Genomic DNA, 18,737 nt, shown 5'->3' on the forward strand with positions numbered 1-18,737 from the left:
GCTCAATCGACGTTTAAAGTGCTGGCTTACGCCAACGGTGCTGCCGGGATGTGCGTTGGACGGTCGGGACGGATCTTGAACCAGATGGCATACATCGCCGGTAGGAACACCAGCGTCATGATGGTGCCGACGAACGTGCCGCCGATCAGTGTGTAGGCCAGCGTGCCCCAGAACACCGAGTGCGTCAGCGGAATAAAGGCCAGGATGGCCGCCAGCGCCGTCAGCAGCACCGGACGGGCCCGCTGCACCGTGGCTTCGATGACCGCCTGGAAGGGCTCCAGCCCCTCTTGTTTGTTGTGATGGATCTGCCCGATCAGGATCAGCGTGTTACGCATCAGGATGCCCGAAAGTGCGATCAGACCGACCAGGGCGTTGATCCCGAACGGCTGCTGGAAGATCAGCAACGTCGGCACCACGCCAATCAGGCCCAGGGGCGCGGTGAGGAACACCATGATCATCGCCGAGATCGAACGCACCTGCACGATGATGATCAGCAGGGTCAGGGCCACCATGATCGGCACCAGCGGCACGATCGCCTTGCCGGCCTTGCCTGACTCCTCGATGGCGCCCGCCTGCTCGATCCGGTAGCCGCCCGGCAGCGCGTCGATGACCGGTTGCAGAGACTTGATGATCGCGCTCGAGACGTCCGGTGGCTGCAAGCCTTCGGCAATGTCGCCGCGTACGGTCATGGTCGGGGTGCGGTCACGCCGACGAAGAATCGGATCCTCCATGCGTACATCGACCTCACCCACCTGGGACAGAGGAATGCGCTGGCCCGCCGCACCCACCAAGGTAAAGCCCTCGATCCTGGCCGGATCGAGACGAATGTCACCGGCCGCACGACCAACCACCTGCACCGAACGGATGTCTTCGCGAACCGCCGTGATCGGCACGCCCGCCAGCAGAAACTGCAATTGCTGCGCAACGGCATTTGAGGTCAGGCCTACCGCCTGCAACCGATCCTGGTCCAGGGTGAAATGCAATGTCGGCGTCAGTGGTCCCCAGTCGGTATTGACGGTTCGCATCAGCGGGCTCGCTTGCATGATGCCTTGGACCTGCTCCGCGATCTCGCGCAGTTTCGACGGATCAGGCCCCATCACTCGGTAAGCAACCGGAAACGGCGAATACGGACCGAACACCAGTTGCGTCACCCGGATCCGCGCTTCCGGGGCAAGCCCCTCGGCCGCCGCCTCGCGGAGACGGAACTTGAGGGTCTCGCGTGCTTCCTGGCTGTCGGTCAACACCACGATCTTGGCGAACGATGGATCGGGCAGTTCCGGCGCCATCGCCAGGTAGAAGCGAGGCGCGCCCTGGCCGATGTAGGCCGTGACGATTTTCGCCTCGTCCTGTTTCTGCAGCCAGGCCTCGACCTTGGCGGTGGCGGCGCTGGTCTGCTCGATGGAGGTTCCATAGGGCATTTGCACTTCGATCAGCACCTCCGGGCGGTCGGAGGTCGGGAAGAACTGTTTCTTGACCAGGCCCATGCCCAGAATCGCCACGACAAATGTCACCACCACCGTGCCGGCTACCCACCATTTGCGGGCGATGACGCGGGTCAGGACCTGGCGAAAACGATTGTAATGGCGAGTGTTGTAGATGGCGGCGTGGCCGCCCTCGACCTGCTTGATATCCGGCAACAGCTTCACCCCCAGGTAAGGGGTAAACGCCACCGCCACCACCCAGGAAGCGATCAGCGCAATGCCGACGATCCAGAACATGTTGCTGGTGTACTCACCGGCGGTCGATTGCGCGAAGCCGTTGGGCATGAATCCGATCGCCGTCACCAGCGTACCGGACAGCATCGGTGCGGCCGTGTGGCTCCAGGCATAGGCGGAAGCCTTGATCCGGTCGTAGCCCTCCTCCATCTTCACCACCATCATTTCGATGGCGATGATGGCGTCGTCCACCAACAACCCGAGCGCCAGGATCAGCGACCCAAGGGTGATGCGGTCAAAGTTCTTTCCGGTGGCCGCCATCACCACAAACACTATCGCCAGTGTCAACGGCACGGCGGCTGCGACCACAACACCTACACGCCAGCCCATGCTGAGAAAGCAAACGAGCATTACAACCAGCAGCGCGACAAAAAACTTGACCATGAACTCACCGACAGCCGAGTCGATGTTCACGGCTTGATCGGTGACCTTGGTCAACGTCATGCCCAGTGGCATGCCTTCATTTATCTTGGTCGTCTGCGCATCCAGGGCCTTGCCCAGGTCCAGGCCGTTCCAACCTTCACGCATCACGACACCCAGCAACAGCGCTTCTTCGCCGTTATTGCGCACCAGGAACGTGGCCGGATCTTCATAACCGCGCTCGACGGTCGCCACATCCGAGAGCTTGAGGGTGCGGCCCTGAATCGCCAGGGGCGTGTCACGAATTTTCGCCAATTTATCGAAGGCGCCATCGACCCGCAGGAAGACCTGCGGTCCGTTGGTTTCGATCGATCCGGCGGGCGTGAGCGCGTTCTGGCTATTCAACGCCGCGAAGATGTCCTGGGGAGAAACGCCCAAGGTGGCCAGCCGATCATGGGAGAAGGAAATAAAGATGCGTTCGGCCCGCTCGCCGATGATGTTGACTTTTTTCACCCCTGCCACGTGCAACAGGCGCTGGCGCAACGCTTCGGCATCACGCACCAGTAGCCGTTGCGGCTCCCCCTTGGCTTTCAGGGCGAACAGCGCGAACGTCACATCGGAAAACTCGTCATTGACCATCGGCCCAATGACGCCCGCCGGCAACTTGAGCGCCTCGTCCTGGAGTTTTTTGCGCGCCTGATAGAACTCCTCCTGCACCTGCGAAGGTGGCGTGCGATCGACCAGCGACACCATGGTGAAGGCCAGACCGGGACGGGTGTAGGTTTCCGTGCGGTCGTACCACTTCAGTTCCTGCAAGCGTTTTTCAAGAGGCTCGGCAACCTGATCCTGCATCTCCTGAGCAGTCGCGCCCGGCCATGCGGTGATGACGGTCAACTGCTTGACCGTGAACGGCGGGTCCTCGGCACGCCCCAACTGGAAGAACGCCAAGGTCCCCGCGACGGCAATCAGGAAAATCAGAAACACGGTAATGGAGCGCTCGCGCACGGCGAGTGCCGACAGGTTGAGGCTCATGGACGGCCCCCGGCAACCTTCACATCACCCGGTTGCGCCAGCCGCACTTCCTCACCTTCACGCAACAGATGGGCGCCGAGCCCGACAATACGCTCGCCAACATTGAGAGGGCCGGTGACTCGCGCGGCGTCGTCGCTCAGCCCCAGGACTTGCACAGGGCGCCAGGTGACTTTCGCCGGCTCGCCGTCAATGACCCATACACCCGTACCATTGCCCGCGTCATAAATGGCGGCGATCGGCACTTGCAGCGTCTGCCGCTGCGCGGTGCCTTCGGCGATACGCAACGTGACGGTCGCTCCCAACGGTGCATTGGCCAACGCGCCCTCGAGCACATAGCGCGCCTCGAAGGTGCGCGTCACGCGGTCGGCCGAATCCGACAGCAACCTCAGTTTCGCGGTCACAGCCCCCCCGGTGGCGCCATAAAGCGTCGCCTGGGCGGTGGAGCCTGCGGCGGGCCGAAGGGTTTCGGGCAATTGCACAATGGCTTCGCGCTGCCCCGCCCGCGCCAGTCGAACCACGGTTTGCCCGGGACTGACGACTTGCCCGGGCTCGGCCAGCGTGTCCATCACTACACCGTCGGCATCGGCGAGCAGCACGGCATAGCCGGACGCGTTGCGGGCCACGTCAGCCTGCGCCTGCGCGGCGCTGAGTTGCGCCTTGGCGGTATCGGCGGCGGCTTTGATCTGGTCGTAGCCCGAGGCGGAAATGGCACCGGCAGCAACCAGGTCGCGATAACGCGCCTCGTCATCGGCGGTCTGTTTGGCTCGAGCTTTGGCGGCAGCGACAGCTTCTTGCTGCGCTCGTGCTTGCAACCCTAAATCGATGGGGTCGAGACGCATGAGCGGCTGACCACGCTTAACGGCCTGCCCGGTATCGACCAGACGCTCGAGCACTTTGCCCGACACCCGAAAGCCCAGGTCACTCTGGACACGCGCCGCCACGACGCCGGTAAAAGAACGCGAGGCGTCGGACGAACCCTGGACTTCAGCGACCCGCACCAAGGGGGCAAGCGTGCGCGGATCTTTAGCGGTGGAAGAATCACCACACGCCGTCAGGACGAGCGGCAACAAGCAAGCGGCAAAGGTGACAGGTCGGAGCCGGCGCATAGGTTCCCTTTTTGGGCAGATGAGGACAGAAGCCGCATTCTCAGTCTCGTGACCATTACTGTCAATGGTCACAAAACAACTCATGCCTTACATCAAGACCATCTGCCCCTATCTCTTAAACTCTCCTACAGCTTCACCTGGTGAACGACCATTGACAGATAGTGACTACAATATAATATGGTCACAAACCCCAACATGACTCCAGGAGTCCCAATGTCGCCCCTACGCCCCGCTATCTGGTTGGTGAGCCTCAGCTTGATGGCAGGCTGTACGGTCGGTCCGGATTACCATCGTCCGGACACCGCGCTCACCCATCGTTACCTGGGCCAGACGTCTGTCGAACAGAGGTCCGCCGCGACATCAGCCAACCTCGCCATGTGGTGGGAAGGGTTTGCCGATCCAGTGCTCAGCGAGCTGATTGCCAAGGCACTTGAGCAAAATCTGGACTTGGCGCAGGCATCGGCTCGCGTCACCCAGGCACGGGCTGGCCTGGGTGCCGCCAGTGCCGCGTTGTTGCCTTCCGCAAACATCAACGGCCAGGCTGCGCGTGCCTACCAGTCCGTGGAAACGCCCCTTGGCCAGGTGCTGGACTCGACGCCTGGATATGATCGCTACGGTAGCGCCTACGAGCTCAATCTGGGCGCCAGTTGGGAGCTGGACCTCTTTGGCGGCATGCGCCGCGGACGCGAAGCGGCATTGGCTGAGTACCAGGCCAGCGAGGCCGGTGTCGCGGCCACACGCCTGGCCGTCGCCGCGCAGACCGCCGACCTCTACATCACTGCCCGTGGATTGCAGGCGCGGTTGGACATTGCCAACCGACAAGTCAGGACACGGCAGGATCTGTTGGAAAAAGTCCAGTTGCTCTACAGCAAGGGCCTCGCCGCCAACTATCAGGTTCATCAGGTCGAGGGCACCCTTTCGCAGGTCCAGGCGACGGTGCCCGTGCTGCAGACCGGCCTGGATGCGGCCATGAATGCCCTGGATGTCATGCTTGGCACGGCGCCCGGCACTCATCGCAGTCAACTGAAAAATGGGCACGGCGTTCCTCTGGCGCCCCAGATAACCGCCATGGGAACCCCCGCCGATCTGCTGCGCCGCCGACCAGACCTGATCGTCGCCGAGCGCCGTCTCGTTGCCTCCAATGCGCGTATCGGCGAGGCCGTCGCCGAGTACTACCCGAAATTTTCCCTCAGCGCGTTGCTGGGCAGTGCCACGGCGGTTTCCGCCGGCAACCTTTTCACCGGTGATGCCAGCCAGGCAGCGGGCGCGCTGGGCTTGCGTTGGAGACTCTTCGACTTTGGCCGCATCAACGCGCAAATCGACCAGGCCAAGGGCAAGGAAGCCGAAGCGCTGGCGGCTTACCGCCAGTCCGTGCTGCGCGCCACCGAGGACGTCGAGAACGCGTTTTCCGCGCTGGTGAATCGAGAATCCCAGGCGAGCACCCTCACCCAGGGCGAAACGTCGTTGGCCCAAGCTCGCCAATCGTCATTCATTGGCTATCAGAAAGGCGCAGCCAGCCTGATCGATGTTTTGAATGCCGACGCGACCCTGTTGCAAGTCTCCGATGCCCGGGCGCAAGCACGCACGGAATCGGCACGGGCGGCAGTGGCGGCATTCAGGGCGCTGGGCGGTGGCTGGCAACCTTCCGAGCCCCAGTCGGTGGCGACTCGCTGACTAGACCAAACACAACGTTGTTCCCCTCTCTTTCAGTTGACTAACCCGAGACCAACGATATGAAACCTAACGAACGCTCTTGGGTGCTCATCACCGGCGCCTCAAGCGGATTTGGCGAAGAGTTTGCGCGGCAATACGCAGCACAGGGAAAATCACTCGTCCTGGTGGCGCGCCGGTTGGATAGGCTCGAAGCATTGTCAGCGCAGTTGCGCGAACGTTTCCACGTTGATGTGCTCGTCGAACAAGTAGACCTGTCCTCGATCCCCGCGATCATCGAACTGCATGCGCGACTGAAAGAGCGCAATATCGTGATCGATGTGCTCATCAACAATGCAGGCCATGGCTTACAGGGGCCTTTCCTGGCTCAGTCCCTGGACCACTCGCTGGCGATGATCGCCGTGGACATTGCCAGCGTGACAGCCCTGACCCACCTCTTCGCAGCTGACATGCGAATTCGGCAACGTGGACACATCCTTATGGTCGCGAGCCTGCTGTCCTTTCAGGGCGTAAAGAACTTCGCCGTTTACTCTGCCGCAAAAGCCTACGTGCTGCGCTTCTCTGAAGCGCTTCATCGCGAACTCAAAAGCGATGGCATCGCCGTGACAGCTCTTTGCCCGGGCATGTCGGACACCGGATTTGCAGAAAGCGCCAGACAAAAAATCACACCGGTTTTGAAAAGGGTGATGATGCAACCCCAGCCTGTTGTGCGCGCAGGCATCCGCGCGCTGCAAGCCGGACGCATAAGCGTCGTTCCGGGGCTTGGCAACAAGGCAATCACCGTCTTGACCTGGGCCACGCCGCGCTGGTTTCACCAGGGCCTGATGGCACGCATCATGGGTGTCTGAGCGGGCGGAGAAACTGCTTTACCCTGGAAACGTCAGGGCCGCATTTCCGAGGGGGGCGCTGCTTTTTTTGGGGTTGGATTGGGTACATATCCGTTGCTGCGGTAACGGATATGTACCCAATCCAATTGGTCGAAACTAACGTTCCACATCCTTAAGTGACAGCATTACCCTTCTCCCGACCTTTAGAGCGACAATCGATCAGAAGCGATAACTGACTGAAGTACCAAAACCGCTCGCGCTGTTCTTGTACTTAGCGCTGTAGGCACCTCTGGCCGGCGAGGTTTCGTTGACCCGTACGCTCTCTTCCCACAGATAAGAATAAGCAACATCGATCGTGACATCGTCCATTGGCGTCCAGCCGGCACCGAAGCTGACAATTTTTCGGTCGCCGGTAGGAATACGTGGCCCACGGTTGCTGTTGTTGGCGGGCGACTGGTCGACCGAGAAGCCTGCGCGCAGCACCCACTGATTATTCAACTGATACGACGTACCAATCGCGTGAGCCCACGTATCGTGCCAGTTCTGCTCTTCGGTAATGGTGCCCAGCGAGCCGCTCAATAAAGGCGGCAAGCCGCTGTTCTCGATGGTCAACTCCTTGAAGCGACTCCAGCGTGTCCAGGTACTGCCCGCATACAAGGTCCAATCATCGTCAAGCTGGTGAGTGACCGAGAGGTCCACGGACTCCGGGGTGTCCACATCCAGCGAAGCGTCATAGCTGCGACCGCTGAGCCCTATCACGCTGAAGATGCCATTGCTGACCTTGGTCTTGGCATCCAAGTGGTAACTGACCTTGGAATGGTAGGTCAATCCCACACGGGTTCGATCCGTCGCCTGCACCAGGACACCGGCATTGAAACCGAGCGCGGTGTCGTCGCCGTTGCTTTTGAGTTTTCCGTCATTGCGGCCCGGGCTCAGTGGGTTGGGCACGGTGCCTGTTATCTCGCCACTGATACGGTTGATCGTCGGGCCGAACCCGATCGAAATCCGGTCATTGAAGGCGTAACTGATAGTGGGCTGGAACGTGAGTGTCGTGACCTCGCTTTTGTTGCCGTAGTAGCGCCCGGCAAAGTCGCTGCCGTAATCGGTAATCAGACCGAACGGCACATAGAAACCCACGCCGAACGCCCAATGTTCATCGATGGGCTTGACGTAGTAACCCATGGGCACCGTAGTCGTGGGCACGACGTCGCCGTCTTCCTGGCCGCCAAAGGTACTGCGGGTCTGGCTGATGTCATTCTTCGCGAAAAGCGTCGCTGCCCCCAGGCTGACCTGTTCTGATTTCAGGCGAGACATACCCGCGGGGTTACCGAAAACGGTACTTGCGTCCTCGGCCGACGATGAGCGACCGGCAAACCCGGACCCCATCCCGCTGACGCTCTGTTCATTGAGGGCAAAACCGCTCGCGAACACATGAGAAGTGGCGAACGCAACGGCGAGGCCCACGGGGGCCTTTAGCATTATTTTTTTCATTATTTGGGACTCTGGGAACGGCTGTCTGGATAAGGCTTGTTTGTGCTAGGTAAAAATGGCCACCGTCTGACGCGCCCAAAGCACGCGGCGGCCGCTTTCGTCCCATATTTCCATGTCCTGTAGCGAGTACCCTTCCAGCGCCTGCTGACTGAAAGAGCTGACAAGAAACCATTCACCGGCAACGGCTGGCTGCGGCAGGTCAATCATCCAGGACGCGGAGCTGATGGCAGCGGGTTCGGTAAAGCAGGTCATCGCGGCCGGCGGCAAACTGTCAGCCAGCGCGATCAAGGCAACTGCCGGGTCTACGCCCTGGGCATCCAGATGACGTACCCACATCAATAGTTCAGGACTGTCAGCACCGGACACCGGCAGCGAACCGCCTGCAGGACGCATCTCGAAGTTATAGGCGCAAGCCGGAGCAATCTTGCTGTCCAGCGCCAGGGTGGCGTAGCGGGACGGTCCCTCCACAAACGGCCGGCCCCAGGCGTCATGAGTAATCCTGCTCGCCCGTGGCTGGGCGAACAGCAGAACCGAGCGCAAGGCAAGATCATCGCCTGACAGGCAGTCGACGGATACCGAAGTGACTGAGCGTCCTTGGCGCAACACGCTTACTGCGAAAGTCTGGGCCTGCGTCACCGGCGCGATGAACGACACCTGCGCGGACTTGAACGGAGGGAAATCCGCCGGACGTTCCCGCAAGACCGCCTGCAGCGACAGAGCCGCTGACAAGCCACCAAACATGGTACGACCCTGCTGCCAGTTGGGCGGAGCCACAAAGGCTGCGTCCGGATCGAATTGCTGCAGCAATTTGGCAAAGCTCGTCATACCGACGCCCCAGGCTAAGAGCAGATGCGCCATGCTTATTCATGTGACCATTTATGTCAACAGTCACAATCCAGATAAATAAAAGCGGCCATCAGGCCGCAAGAATAGAAATGTGAGTCGGTGAGCAAGCTTAAGGCATGAGGCTACGCAAGATGAGATTGCAGGTGAGCGTGGGAGCCTCCTCGACGTAATCGAGGTTGTACTGCAACAACAGGGGATTGACGAACGGCCGCAGCGCCAGATGGATCGCGTCGACGGTTTCGTCCAATGGTGTCTTGCGTTCGAACTCCCCAAGTTCCCGCCCTTCACGCACGATCTGCAGTACGAAGCTCTTGATCCGCTCGTTATAGACCTGCGAACTGGGCCAACGCTCCGACGCGGAAAATGCCGCAATGTCATAGAGCTTGCGGTCATTGAAAAACAGGTTCACGCCCGTGGTGATCAGGGCCTTGACCAGACGGCGAAAGCGCTCCGTCGCTGAAAGGCCGTCTTCGCTGATGGCCTGTTCCACCGCCGCGACGATTTCGGCCAGGCACTGACTGCAGATGGCCTCGCCGATCGCCTGCTTGGAGTCGAAGAACTTGTAGATGTAGGCCTTGGAAAACCCGATGGCCTTAGCCAGGTCGGAGACCGTGGTCTTGCCATAACCGTATTGACTGAAATGCTCGTTGGCCGCCGCGACAATCTGGTTGCGAATGTCATGATCGGCTGGGCCGCGGGTACTGGGCGAAGGTAAGGATGGCTGGTTCATGGAGGCAGCTTACGCATCCTGAGGATAGTTGACAACTTGTGACCGCTCTGCAATAGCGTCACAACCTGAGCGCTACCAAGCCACCGGTATACCCTTCCTTTTATTTAGCGAAGAGCTGGCTCATATCCTTGAACGCCTTGAATTCGAGGGCATTACCGCAGGGATCGAACAGAAACATCGTGGCCTGCTCCCCCACCTGCCCTTTGAAACGTATGTACGGCTCGATGACGAACTCGGTACCAAAGGATTTCAGCCGTTCGGCCAGCGCCTCCCATTCCTGCCAGCCCAAAATGATGCCGAAGTGAGGAACAGGCACGTCGTGCCCATCTACCGGGTTGCTGTGCACGCTCTCTTGGGCAGCGGTCTTTGGCTGTTCATGGATGACCAACTGATGACCATAGAAGTTGAAGTCGACCCACTGGGCACTGGAGCGGCCCTCCTGCAATCCAAAGACTTCGCCGTAAAAGGCCCGGGCGCCTGGAAGGTCGTAAACAGGGATTGCAAGGTGGAAGGGAGAAAGGCTCATCACGGCTCCTGTTGCTTTTGTAAGGACCGGGTCATCGTAAGGCCGGGCTCGCAGCAATAAAATCAATATATATTTCTCATGAGCACAATTAATATTTGTGAATGATCAAAGAACTCAAGACCCTTATCGTCGTGGCCCGGGAAGGTACTTTCGCTGCCGCCGGGCATAAAATCGGCCTCACCCAGGCAGCTGTCAGCGCGCAGATCCAGCGCCTGGAGGCCGAACTTGGCTTCGAGATCTTCGACCGCAAAGGACGCTCGGCCCACCTCAACCGAATGGGTCACCAAATACTCTTGCAGGCGCAAGAGTTGCTACGCCTCTACGACAATCTTGGCGCAAGCCCAGCCGGACTTGCCCCCAACGTTCTGGTGAACATTGGCGCCATCGCTTCGGTGCAACGCTCTTACCTGCCTGACACCCTCGCCCGGTTTCACCAACAGTGTCCGCAGTGCCGCACGCGGGTGCTGCCTGGCGTGTCGATGGAGTTGATCAACCTGGTGGATGCCGGTGAAATCGACATGGCCGCCATCATCCGCCCGCCTTTCTCGCTGCAAAACGATTTGTGCTGGATGACCCTGGCACTCGAGCCGTATCGACTGATCGTGCCGAGCGCGCTACCGGGCGAAGACTGGGCCGAACTGCTTGGTAGCCAACCCTTCATTCGTTATGACCGCGCCTCGTTCGGTGGTCGGCAGGTGGATCGCTTCCTGCGCAAGATGCACTTTGCCTTGCATGAAGTCAGCGAGCTGGATGAATTGGAGGCCATCATCAAGCTGGTTGAAAACGGCGTGGGTGTGGCCCTGGTGCCGCAAACCGCAACCCATCACCAATGGCCGACGGGGGTTCGCGCGCTCGACCTCGCGGAGCATACCTTCCACCGTGAGGTCGGCCTCGTCCATCGGACTCGACAGAGCGTTGCCGAACCGGCGGGGATCCTGGTGCAGCTGATTGCGGAGCACGCTCGGGTCAACGGTGGGCCAACCCCATAGTTCGCAGCGTTGGCCCCTGTCTTCTTTACCACAACCAAGCGTTGACCATCGTTGAAATTGACCGCCGTAATCCAGCATCAACTTGCAAGACTCAAGGCTTTTGTCGGCGGGATGATCTATACCTTCAGGTACACGCAGTCAGGCCAAGGCAACAGGTTGGCGTGTCCAGATAAAACGACTGTGGCGCCCCCGCTTTAGGTGCGCTGCATCACATAAAATCGGCCTGCAGCACGCTGTTCCCGGCGCCGCCCCGTAGAATGCGCCCCACTGTCCCAATGCCTGAAGTATCGATCATGAGCCCGAGCAAACGCGTTTTGAATGTTCCCACTAAGGCGCTATCCAGGCTTTGTCTATTGATACCGCTGCTCGTTGTGCACAACACGGGCGCTGAACCCTTGGAAATTGAACTGCACATTCTCGACGCACCGCCGCTGACATTCGTCAACGACCCCAGGGGCCACGGAATCGTGGGCGATGTCGCCGTGGCGGCCATGACCAAGGCCGGATACACCGTAAAAATCCATGTGCTTCCCTGGGCCCGGGCACAGAAACACGTCAGTGAAGAACATGATCACTTGATCACCCCCCTCTCGCGCATCCCCTCTCGTGAGGATCGCTTCACCTGGATCGCCTCGATCATGCCCATGGAGCGAGCCTTTTTCAGCCTCGAACGGCGGGTGAGCAGCTTTACCCAAGCGAAAGAAACCTACCGCAAGATCGGTGTCGGCCTGGGCAGTGCACAGGAAGATATCCTGCGCAGCGAAGGGTTCAGCGATGAGCAGATCTATCCACTGGCCATCGGTGACAACCCCGCCCAGATGCTGTTGATGGGGCGTATCGATGCCTGGTTCAACGGCGTGCCGGAAAGTCGATACATCTGGCCCAAGGTGTCCAAGCGCAAGCTGCTCATGAGCACGGTTGGCAGCAGCGCCGACCTTTACCTGGCCTGTTCAAAGCAATGCTCGCCGAAAATGGTCGAGCATTTGCGCGAAGCGGTTGAAGCGCTTCGGGCGGATGGGACCGTCAAGCGGGTCCATGACCTTTATTTGCCGCAATAGAACGCAACCATCAATACATTTGATGGAAAAGAATCAAGACCCTCACTCAATCCAAGCACTCACCCAAGACTGGCGGGGTCATTGTGGCGAGGAAGCTTGCTCCCGCTGGGCTGCGTAGCAGTCCTTCTTTGTGAGCGCTTTGCGCTCAAGCGGGAGCAAGCTCCCTCGCCACAGGGTCATCGATGCTCCAAAGTGAGCATTATTGCCCGGACTAGAGCCCTCATCGATGGCTTATATCATTCTGAATGATAGTTACCTTTGCTTCATTCGATTCGTTCCTGTCTCTTGCGCCACGCATCATCCGCCCATTCTCAATACATTGGCGGATGCTATCCATGGAACATTCACTTTCAAAACTGCGTTTTCCCCTCGCGCTGCTGGCGGTGCTGGTGATGAGCGCCTGCGGCAAGACTCCTGACACGGCAGCGTCCATGCCGCCGGCCAAAGTCAGTGTGGCCAAGGTGTTGGAGCAGCCTGTCAACGAATGGGATGAGTTCACCGGCCGCCTCGAGGCGCCAGAAACCGTCGAGATCCGCCCGCGGGTTTCCGGGCAGATCGACGAAGTGGCCTTCACCGAAGGCGCGCTGGTCAAGAAAGGCGACCTGTTGTTCCAGATCGACCCACGCCCCTTCCAGGCTGAAGTCCGTCGTCTCGAAGCCCAACTGGCCCAAGCCCGCGCCACCGCCACCCGCAGCGAGAACGAAGCCCAGCGTGGTGAACGCCTGCGCTTGAGCAACGCCATTTCCGCCGAGCTGGCGGATTCGCGCACCAGCGCCGCCCAGGAGGCCCGTGCCGCCGCCGCGGCCATCCAGGCGCAGTTGGATCTGGCCAAGCTGAACCTGAGCTTCACCCGTGTCACCTCGCCCATCAGTGGTCGCGTCAGCCGGGCGGCCATCACCGCCGGCAACCTGGTGACCGCCGATGTCACGCCGCTGACCAGCGTCGTGTCCACCGACAAGGTCTACGCCTACTTCGACGCCGACGAGCGTGTCTTCCTCAAGTACACCCAACTCGCCCGCCAGGGCCAGCGCGGCCAGGCCACGCCGGTCTACATGGGCCTGTCCAACGAGGACGGCAATCCGCACCTGGGCCAGATGAACTTCGTCGACAATCAGGTCAACCCGCAAACCGGCACCATCCGTGGTCGCGCCGTGTTCGACAACAAGGATGGCGCCTACACCCCTGGGCTGTACGCCCGCCTGAAGCTGGTGGGCAGCGGCACCTACGCCGCCGTGCTGATCAACGACGAAGCCGTGGGCACCGACCTGGGCAAGAAGTTCGTGCTGGTGATGGACGCCGACAACAAGCCGGCCTACCGCGCCGTCGAGCTTGGGCCGAAGATCGAAGGGCTGCGCATCGTGCGCAGCGGCCTGAGCAAGGACGACACCATCATCGTCAAGGGGCTGCAACGGGCTCGTCCGGGCGCACCGGTCACGCCTGAAACCGTGCCGATGGCCAGCGACGAAACCATTGCCGCCCTGGCACAACAACGTAAAGCGCTCGAAGCCAGCAACCTGCCCCAAGTCGCGCCATCCAAGGCTGCGTCAAGCTCGGCAGGCAAACTGGCCGCTGCGACCCCACGCGGTTAAGGGACTGAATCCAAGATGAAATTTTCCCAGTTCTTCATTTCGCGGCCGATCTTCGCAGCGGTGCTTTCGCTGCTGATCCTGATCGCCGGTGCCATCTCGCTGTTCCAGCTACCGATCAGCGAATACCCGGAAGTCGTGCCGCCGACCGTGGTCGTACGCGCCAACTTCCCGGGCGCCAACCCCAAGGTCATCGGCGAAACCGTGGCCGCGCCCCTGGAACAAGCCATCACTGGCGTCGCGAGAACATGCTGTACATGTCCTCGCAGTCCACCGCTGACGGCAAGATCACCCTGACCATCACCTTCGCACTGGGCACCGACCTGGACAACGCCCAGGTGCAGGTGCAGAACCGCGTCACCCGGACCGAGCCCAAGCTGCCGGAAGAAGTGACCCGGATCGGCATCACGGTGGACAAGGCATCGCCCGACCTGACCATGGTCGTGCACTTGACCTCGCCGGACAAACGCTACGACATGCTCTACCTGTCCAACTACGCCCTGCTCAACATCAAGGATGAGCTGGCGCGCCTGGGCGGCGTGGGTGACGTGCAACTGTTCGGCATGGGCGACTACTCCCTGCGGGTCTGGCTGGACCCGAACAAGACCGCTTCGCGCAACCTGACTGCCACCGATGTGGTCACCGCGATCCGTGAACAGAACCGCCAGGTCGCCGCCGGTGCCCTGGGTGCGCCGCCGGCGCCGAACGCCCAGGCCTTCCAGCTCTCGATCAACACCCAGGGTCGCCTGGTGAATGAGGAAGAGTTCGAGAACATCATCATCCGTTCCGGTGCCAACGGTGAGATCACTCGCCTGAAAGACATCGCCCGGGTGGAGTTGGGTTCCAGCCAATATGCCCTGCGCTCACTGCTGGACAACCAGCCGGCGGTGGCGATCCCGATCTTCCAGCGCCCAGGCTCCAACGCCATCCAGATCTCCAACGACGTTCGCGAGAAGATGGACGAGCTGAAGAAAGGCTTCCCGGCCGGGATGGACTACAGCATCGTTTATGACCCGACGATCTTCGTCCGGGGCTCCATCGAAGCGGTGGTCCACACCCTGTTCGAAGCCCTGATTCTCGTGGTGCTGGTCGTTATCCTGTTCCTGCAGACCTGGCGCGCCTCGATCATTCCGTTGGTGGCGGTGCCGGTTTCGCTGATCGGTACGTTCGCGGTGATGCACCTGTTCGGCTTCTCGTTGAACGCCCTGTCGCTGTTCGGCCTGGTCCTGGCGATCGGTATCGTGGTGGACGACGCCATCGTGGTGGTGGAGAACGTCGAGCGAAACATTGGCCTGGGACTCACACCGGTGGAAGCCACCAAACGCGCCATGGGCGAAGTGACCGGACCGATCATCGCCACGGCGCTGGTGCTGTGTGCGGTGTTCGTGCCCGCGGCCTTCATCAGTGGCTTGACCGGACAGTTCTATAAGCAGTTCGCCTTGACCATTGCCATCTCGACGGTGATCTCGGCCTTCAACTCCCTGACCCTGTCGCCGGCCCTGGCGGCGGTGTTGCTCAAGAGCCATGACGCGCCCAAGGACCGTTTCTCGCGGTTCCTGGACAAGATTTTCGGTGGCTGGCTGTTCCGTCCGTTCAACCGTTTCTTCGACCGCGCCAGCCACAGCTACGTGGGCACCGTGGGCCGCGTGATCCGCAGCAGCGGGATTGCCCTGATTGTTTACGCAGGCTTGATGGTGTTGACCTTCTTCGGTTTCTCCAACACGCCGACCGGTTTCGTTCCCGGCCAGGACAAGCAATACCTGGTGGCTTTCGCCCAACTGCCGGATGCCGCGAGCCTGGATCGTACCGAAGACGTGATCAAGCGCATGTCCGACCTGGCCCTCAAGCAACCGGGTGTTGAAAGCGCGGTGGCGTTCCCGGGCCTGTCCATCAACGGTTTCACCAACAGCCCGAACGCCGGCATCGTGTTCGTGACCCTCAAGCCCTTCGACGAGCGCAAGGATCCGAGCATGTCGGCCGGCGCCATCGCCGGTGCCTTGAACGGCCAGTACTCGGAAATCCAGGAAGCCTACATGGCGATCTTCCCGCCGCCGCCGGTACAGGGCCTGGGCACGATCGGTGGTTTCCGCCTGCAAATCGAGGACCGGGGCAACCTGGGCTACGACGAGCTGTACAAAGAAACCATGAACATCATTACCAAGAGCCACAGCGTGCCGGAACTGGCCGGGTTGTTCACCAGCTACACCGTGAACGTGCCCCAGGTCGATGCCGCCATCGACCGTGAAAAAGCCAAGACCCACGGCGTGGCCGTCAGCGACATCTTCGACACCCTGCAGATCTACCTGGGCTCGCTGTATGCCAACGACTTCAACCGCTTCGGGCGCACCTACCAGGTCAACGTCCAGGCCGAGCAACAGTTCCGCCTCGAGTCGGACCAGATCGGCCAGCTCAAGGTGCGCAACAACCGTGGCGAGATGATCCCGCTGGCGACCTTCATCAAGGTCAGCGACACCTCGGGCCCCGATCGCGTGATGCACTACAACGGCTTCATCACCGCTGAAATCAATGGCGCTGCCGCCCCGGGCTACAGCTCCGGCCAGGCTGAAAAGGCCATCGAGAAACTGCTCAAGGACGAACTGCCCAACGGCATGACGTACGAGTGGACCGACCTGACGTACCAGCAGATCCTCTCGGGCAACACCGCGCTGTTCGTGTTCCCGCTCTGCGTATTGCTGGCGTTCCTGGTGCTCGCAGCACAATACGAAAGCTGGAGCCTGCCATTGGCGGTGATCCTGATCGTACCGATGACCCTGCTGTCGGCGATTACCGGGGTGATTCTCTCCGGTGGCGACAACAACATCTTTACCCAGATCGGCTTGATCGTACTGGTGGGGCTTGCCTGCAAGAACGCGATTCTGATCGTCGAGTTCGCCAAGGATAAACAGCTTGAAGGCATGAGCCCGCTGGCGGCGGTCCTTGAAGCGTGCCGCCTGCGTCTGCGGCCGATCCTGATGACCTCCTTCGCCTTCATCATGGGCGTGGTGCCCCTGGTGTTCTCCAGCGGCGCAGGTGCGGAAATGCGTCATGCCATGGGTGTGGCGGTGTTCTCCGGGATGCTCGGCGTGACCTTCTTCGGCCTGCTGCTCACCCCCGTGTTCTATGTACTGATTCGCAACTTCGTCGAGCGCAGCGAGGCCCGCAAGGCGGCCCGGGCTTTGAAACTGGAGGCGCAACAATGAGTTTGAAAGCGTTCATGCCGAGCTTGCTGGTGTTGGCACTGAGTGCCTGCGCCGTGGGCCCGGACTACAAGGCACCACAAACGGAGGCGGCGACTATCACCACCGCCACCGACGGCGCCGCCGGCCAGAAGAATTTCGACCGCGCCCGTTTCGAAGGTGTCTGGTGGCAGCAGTTCGACGACCCGACCCTCAATGCGTTGGTGACCCGTTCCCTGGAAGGCAACCGCGAGTTGCGCGTGGCCTTCGCCCGCTTGCGGGCCGCCCGGGCGATTCGCGATGACGCCAGCAATGACGTCATGCCGACCATCACCAGCCGTGCGAGCAGCGACCTGGGCAAAGGCCAGATTCCAGGGCAGACCACCGACCGGGTCAACACCGAGCGTTATGACCTGGGCCTGGACATGGCCTGGGAGCTGGACCTGTTCGGACGCATCCGGCGTAACCTGGAAGCCACCAATGCCGATCAGCAGGCCGTCGAAGCCGACCTCTATCAGTTGCAGGTGACGATGATCGCCGAACTGGTGGACGCCTACGGTCAATTGCGCGGCGCGCAACTGCGGGAAAAGATCGCCCTGGCGAACCTCAAGAACCAGCAGGATTCGCGCAAGATCACTGAAAGCCTGCGCGATGCCGGCGTCGGTGACCAGCTCGACGTGGTCCGTGCCGATGCGCGCCTGGCCTCGGTTGAAGCCAGCGTGCCGCAACTGCAGGCCGAACAGGTGCGCCAACGCAATCGCATCGCCACGCTGCTGGGTGAACGCCCGGACAAACTCAGCGTGGATCTGAGCCCGAAACAGTTGCCGGCCATCGCCAAAGCCCTGCCCATCGGCGATCCGGGTGAACTGCTGCAACGGCGCCCGGACATTCTCAGTGCCGAACGCCAACTGGCCGCCGCCACGGCGCGCATCGGCGTGGCCAAGGCCGACTTGTTCCCACGGGTCAGCCTGAGCGGTTTCCTCGGTTTCACGGCTGGACGCGGTTCGCAAATTGGCTCCTCGGCCGCCAACGCCTGGGCGCTAGGCCCGAGCATTACCTGGGCGGCTTTCGACCTGGGCAGTGTGCGAGCTCGCCTGCGCGGTGCCGACGCCGAAGCCGATGGCGCCCTGGCGACCTACGAACAGCAAGTGCTGCTGGCCCTGGAAGAATCGGAAAACGCCTTCAGCGACTACGGCAAGCGCCAGCAACGGCTGATTTCGCTGATCCGTCAAAGTGAATCGAGCCGCGCCGCCGCCGACCTGGCCGAGATTCGCTACCGCGAAGGCACCGTGGACTTCCTCGTGCTGCTCGACGCCCAACGTGAACGCCTGGCCGCCGAAGACACCCAGGCCCAGGCCGAAGTGGACCTGTACCGCGGCATCGTCGCGATCTACAAGGCCTTGGGTGGCGGCTGGAAACCGGAAACCGTCGCCAGCAACTGACACTGTCCTGCTCAACCGAGCTCCTTTGGTTGGCCGCAACCAGCCAAATTTTTGCCCCGCGTCTCATGGACGCGGGGCTTTTTTTTCGCTTGCCGCTGACCTCCACCTCCTCCTGTGGGAGAGCCCTGTGGGAGCAAAGCTTGCTCGCGATAGCGACGGGTCAGTTGCGCTGATGCTAAATG

The 18,737-nt window shown here is 60.9% G+C and carries 12 protein-coding genes and 1 pseudogene; 7 read left to right on the top strand and 6 right to left on the bottom strand.

Annotation, left to right across the window (positions count from 1 at the left end; genetic code table 11):
- Positions 1–26: 26 nt before the first annotated feature.
- Positions 27–3,107: an efflux RND transporter permease subunit gene (locus PSH84_RS19685; protein ID WP_305481633.1), complete on the bottom strand. Its 3,081-nt coding sequence runs from the start codon at positions 3,105–3,107 to the stop codon at positions 27–29.
- On the bottom strand, positions 3,104–4,213 hold the full coding sequence (locus tag PSH84_RS19690; protein WP_305481634.1) for an efflux RND transporter periplasmic adaptor subunit: 1,110 nt from the start codon (positions 4,211–4,213) through the stop codon (positions 3,104–3,106). The genes PSH84_RS19685 and PSH84_RS19690 overlap by 4 nt, the downstream gene beginning before the upstream one ends.
- 213 nt (positions 4,214–4,426) lie before the next feature.
- Between PSH84_RS19690 and PSH84_RS19695 the strand changes: the two genes are divergently transcribed.
- Positions 4,427–5,887: an efflux transporter outer membrane subunit gene (locus PSH84_RS19695; RefSeq protein WP_305481635.1), complete on the top strand. Its 1,461-nt coding sequence runs from the start codon at positions 4,427–4,429 to the stop codon at positions 5,885–5,887.
- A 59-nt stretch (positions 5,888–5,946) separates the two neighbouring features.
- Positions 5,947–6,732 (top strand): SDR family NAD(P)-dependent oxidoreductase, encoded by a 786-nt coding sequence (locus tag PSH84_RS19700; protein ID WP_305481636.1) that lies wholly within the window; start codon positions 5,947–5,949, stop codon positions 6,730–6,732.
- A gap of 198 nt (positions 6,733–6,930) precedes the next feature.
- On the opposite strand, the gene PSH84_RS19705 is transcribed toward PSH84_RS19700, so the two are convergent.
- From PSH84_RS19705 to PSH84_RS19720, 4 genes are all read right to left on the bottom strand, one after another.
- A complete protein-coding gene (locus PSH84_RS19705; RefSeq protein ID WP_305481637.1) occupies positions 6,931–8,202 on the bottom strand; it encodes an OmpP1/FadL family transporter in 1,272 nt (423 codons plus the stop codon).
- A gap of 45 nt (positions 8,203–8,247) precedes the next feature.
- Positions 8,248–9,060: a thioesterase family protein gene (locus PSH84_RS19710; RefSeq protein WP_305467111.1), complete on the bottom strand. Its 813-nt coding sequence runs from the start codon at positions 9,058–9,060 to the stop codon at positions 8,248–8,250.
- Positions 9,061–9,157: 97 nt separating this feature from the next.
- Positions 9,158–9,778, bottom strand: coding sequence for a TetR/AcrR family transcriptional regulator (locus tag PSH84_RS19715; RefSeq protein WP_122567364.1), 621 nt, complete (start codon positions 9,776–9,778; stop codon positions 9,158–9,160).
- Between the two features lie 100 nt (positions 9,779–9,878).
- Positions 9,879–10,304 (bottom strand): VOC family protein, encoded by a 426-nt coding sequence (locus tag PSH84_RS19720; protein ID WP_305467113.1) that lies wholly within the window; start codon positions 10,302–10,304, stop codon positions 9,879–9,881.
- Between the two features lie 101 nt (positions 10,305–10,405).
- Here PSH84_RS19720 and PSH84_RS19725 point away from each other — a divergent pair, with 101 nt between their 5' ends.
- The 5 genes and pseudogenes from PSH84_RS19725 (at position 10,406) to PSH84_RS19745 (ending at position 18,555) form a co-directional block, all read left to right on the top strand.
- Positions 10,406–11,293, top strand: coding sequence for a LysR family transcriptional regulator (locus PSH84_RS19725; RefSeq protein WP_305481638.1), 888 nt, complete (start codon positions 10,406–10,408; stop codon positions 11,291–11,293).
- Between the two features lie 293 nt (positions 11,294–11,586).
- Positions 11,587–12,351 carry a substrate-binding periplasmic protein gene (locus tag PSH84_RS19730; RefSeq protein ID WP_122567361.1) on the top strand — a complete coding sequence of 255 codons (765 nt, stop codon included), beginning with the start codon at positions 11,587–11,589 and terminating at the stop codon, positions 12,349–12,351.
- Between the two features lie 335 nt (positions 12,352–12,686).
- Positions 12,687–13,940, top strand: a complete 1,254-nt coding sequence (gene mexE / locus PSH84_RS19735; RefSeq protein ID WP_122567360.1) for a multidrug efflux RND transporter periplasmic adaptor subunit MexE — start codon at positions 12,687–12,689, stop codon at positions 13,938–13,940.
- A gap of 15 nt (positions 13,941–13,955) precedes the next feature.
- Positions 13,956–17,137, top strand: a pseudogene (locus PSH84_RS19740) (efflux RND transporter permease subunit).
- Positions 17,134–18,555: an efflux transporter outer membrane subunit gene (locus PSH84_RS19745; protein ID WP_305467118.1), complete on the top strand. Its 1,422-nt coding sequence runs from the start codon at positions 17,134–17,136 to the stop codon at positions 18,553–18,555. The pseudogene PSH84_RS19740 and the gene PSH84_RS19745 overlap by 4 nt, the downstream one beginning before the upstream one ends.
- The last annotated feature ends 182 nt before the right edge of the window (positions 18,556–18,737 follow it).

Origin of the sequence: Pseudomonas beijingensis, from assembly GCF_030687295.1 — a bacterium.
GTDB lineage: Bacteria > Pseudomonadota > Gammaproteobacteria > Pseudomonadales > Pseudomonadaceae > Aquipseudomonas > Aquipseudomonas beijingensis.

What these genes read in the sequence shown, in the direction of transcription:
- PSH84_RS19685 (WP_305481633.1), bottom strand. Translation starts at nt 3,107, where the DNA reads ATGAGCCTCAACCTGTCGGCACTCGCCGTGCGCGAGCGCTCCATTACC.
- PSH84_RS19690 (WP_305481634.1), bottom strand. Translation starts at nt 4,213, where the DNA reads ATGCGCCGGCTCCGACCTGTCACCTTTGCCGCTTGCTTGTTGCCGCTC.
- PSH84_RS19695 (WP_305481635.1), top strand. Translation starts at nt 4,427, where the DNA reads ATGTCGCCCCTACGCCCCGCTATCTGGTTGGTGAGCCTCAGCTTGATG.
- PSH84_RS19700 (WP_305481636.1), top strand. Translation starts at nt 5,947, where the DNA reads ATGAAACCTAACGAACGCTCTTGGGTGCTCATCACCGGCGCCTCAAGC.
- PSH84_RS19705 (WP_305481637.1), bottom strand. Translation starts at nt 8,202, where the DNA reads ATGAAAAAAATAATGCTAAAGGCCCCCGTGGGCCTCGCCGTTGCGTTC.
- PSH84_RS19710 (WP_305467111.1), bottom strand. Translation starts at nt 9,060, where the DNA reads ATGGCGCATCTGCTCTTAGCCTGGGGCGTCGGTATGACGAGCTTTGCC.
- PSH84_RS19715 (WP_122567364.1), bottom strand. Translation starts at nt 9,778, where the DNA reads ATGAACCAGCCATCCTTACCTTCGCCCAGTACCCGCGGCCCAGCCGAT.
- PSH84_RS19720 (WP_305467113.1), bottom strand. Translation starts at nt 10,304, where the DNA reads ATGAGCCTTTCTCCCTTCCACCTTGCAATCCCTGTTTACGACCTTCCA.
- PSH84_RS19725 (WP_305481638.1), top strand. Translation starts at nt 10,406, where the DNA reads ATGATCAAAGAACTCAAGACCCTTATCGTCGTGGCCCGGGAAGGTACT.
- PSH84_RS19730 (WP_122567361.1), top strand. Translation starts at nt 11,587, where the DNA reads ATGAGCCCGAGCAAACGCGTTTTGAATGTTCCCACTAAGGCGCTATCC.
- mexE (WP_122567360.1), top strand. Translation starts at nt 12,687, where the DNA reads ATGGAACATTCACTTTCAAAACTGCGTTTTCCCCTCGCGCTGCTGGCG.
- PSH84_RS19745 (WP_305467118.1), top strand. Translation starts at nt 17,134, where the DNA reads ATGAGTTTGAAAGCGTTCATGCCGAGCTTGCTGGTGTTGGCACTGAGT.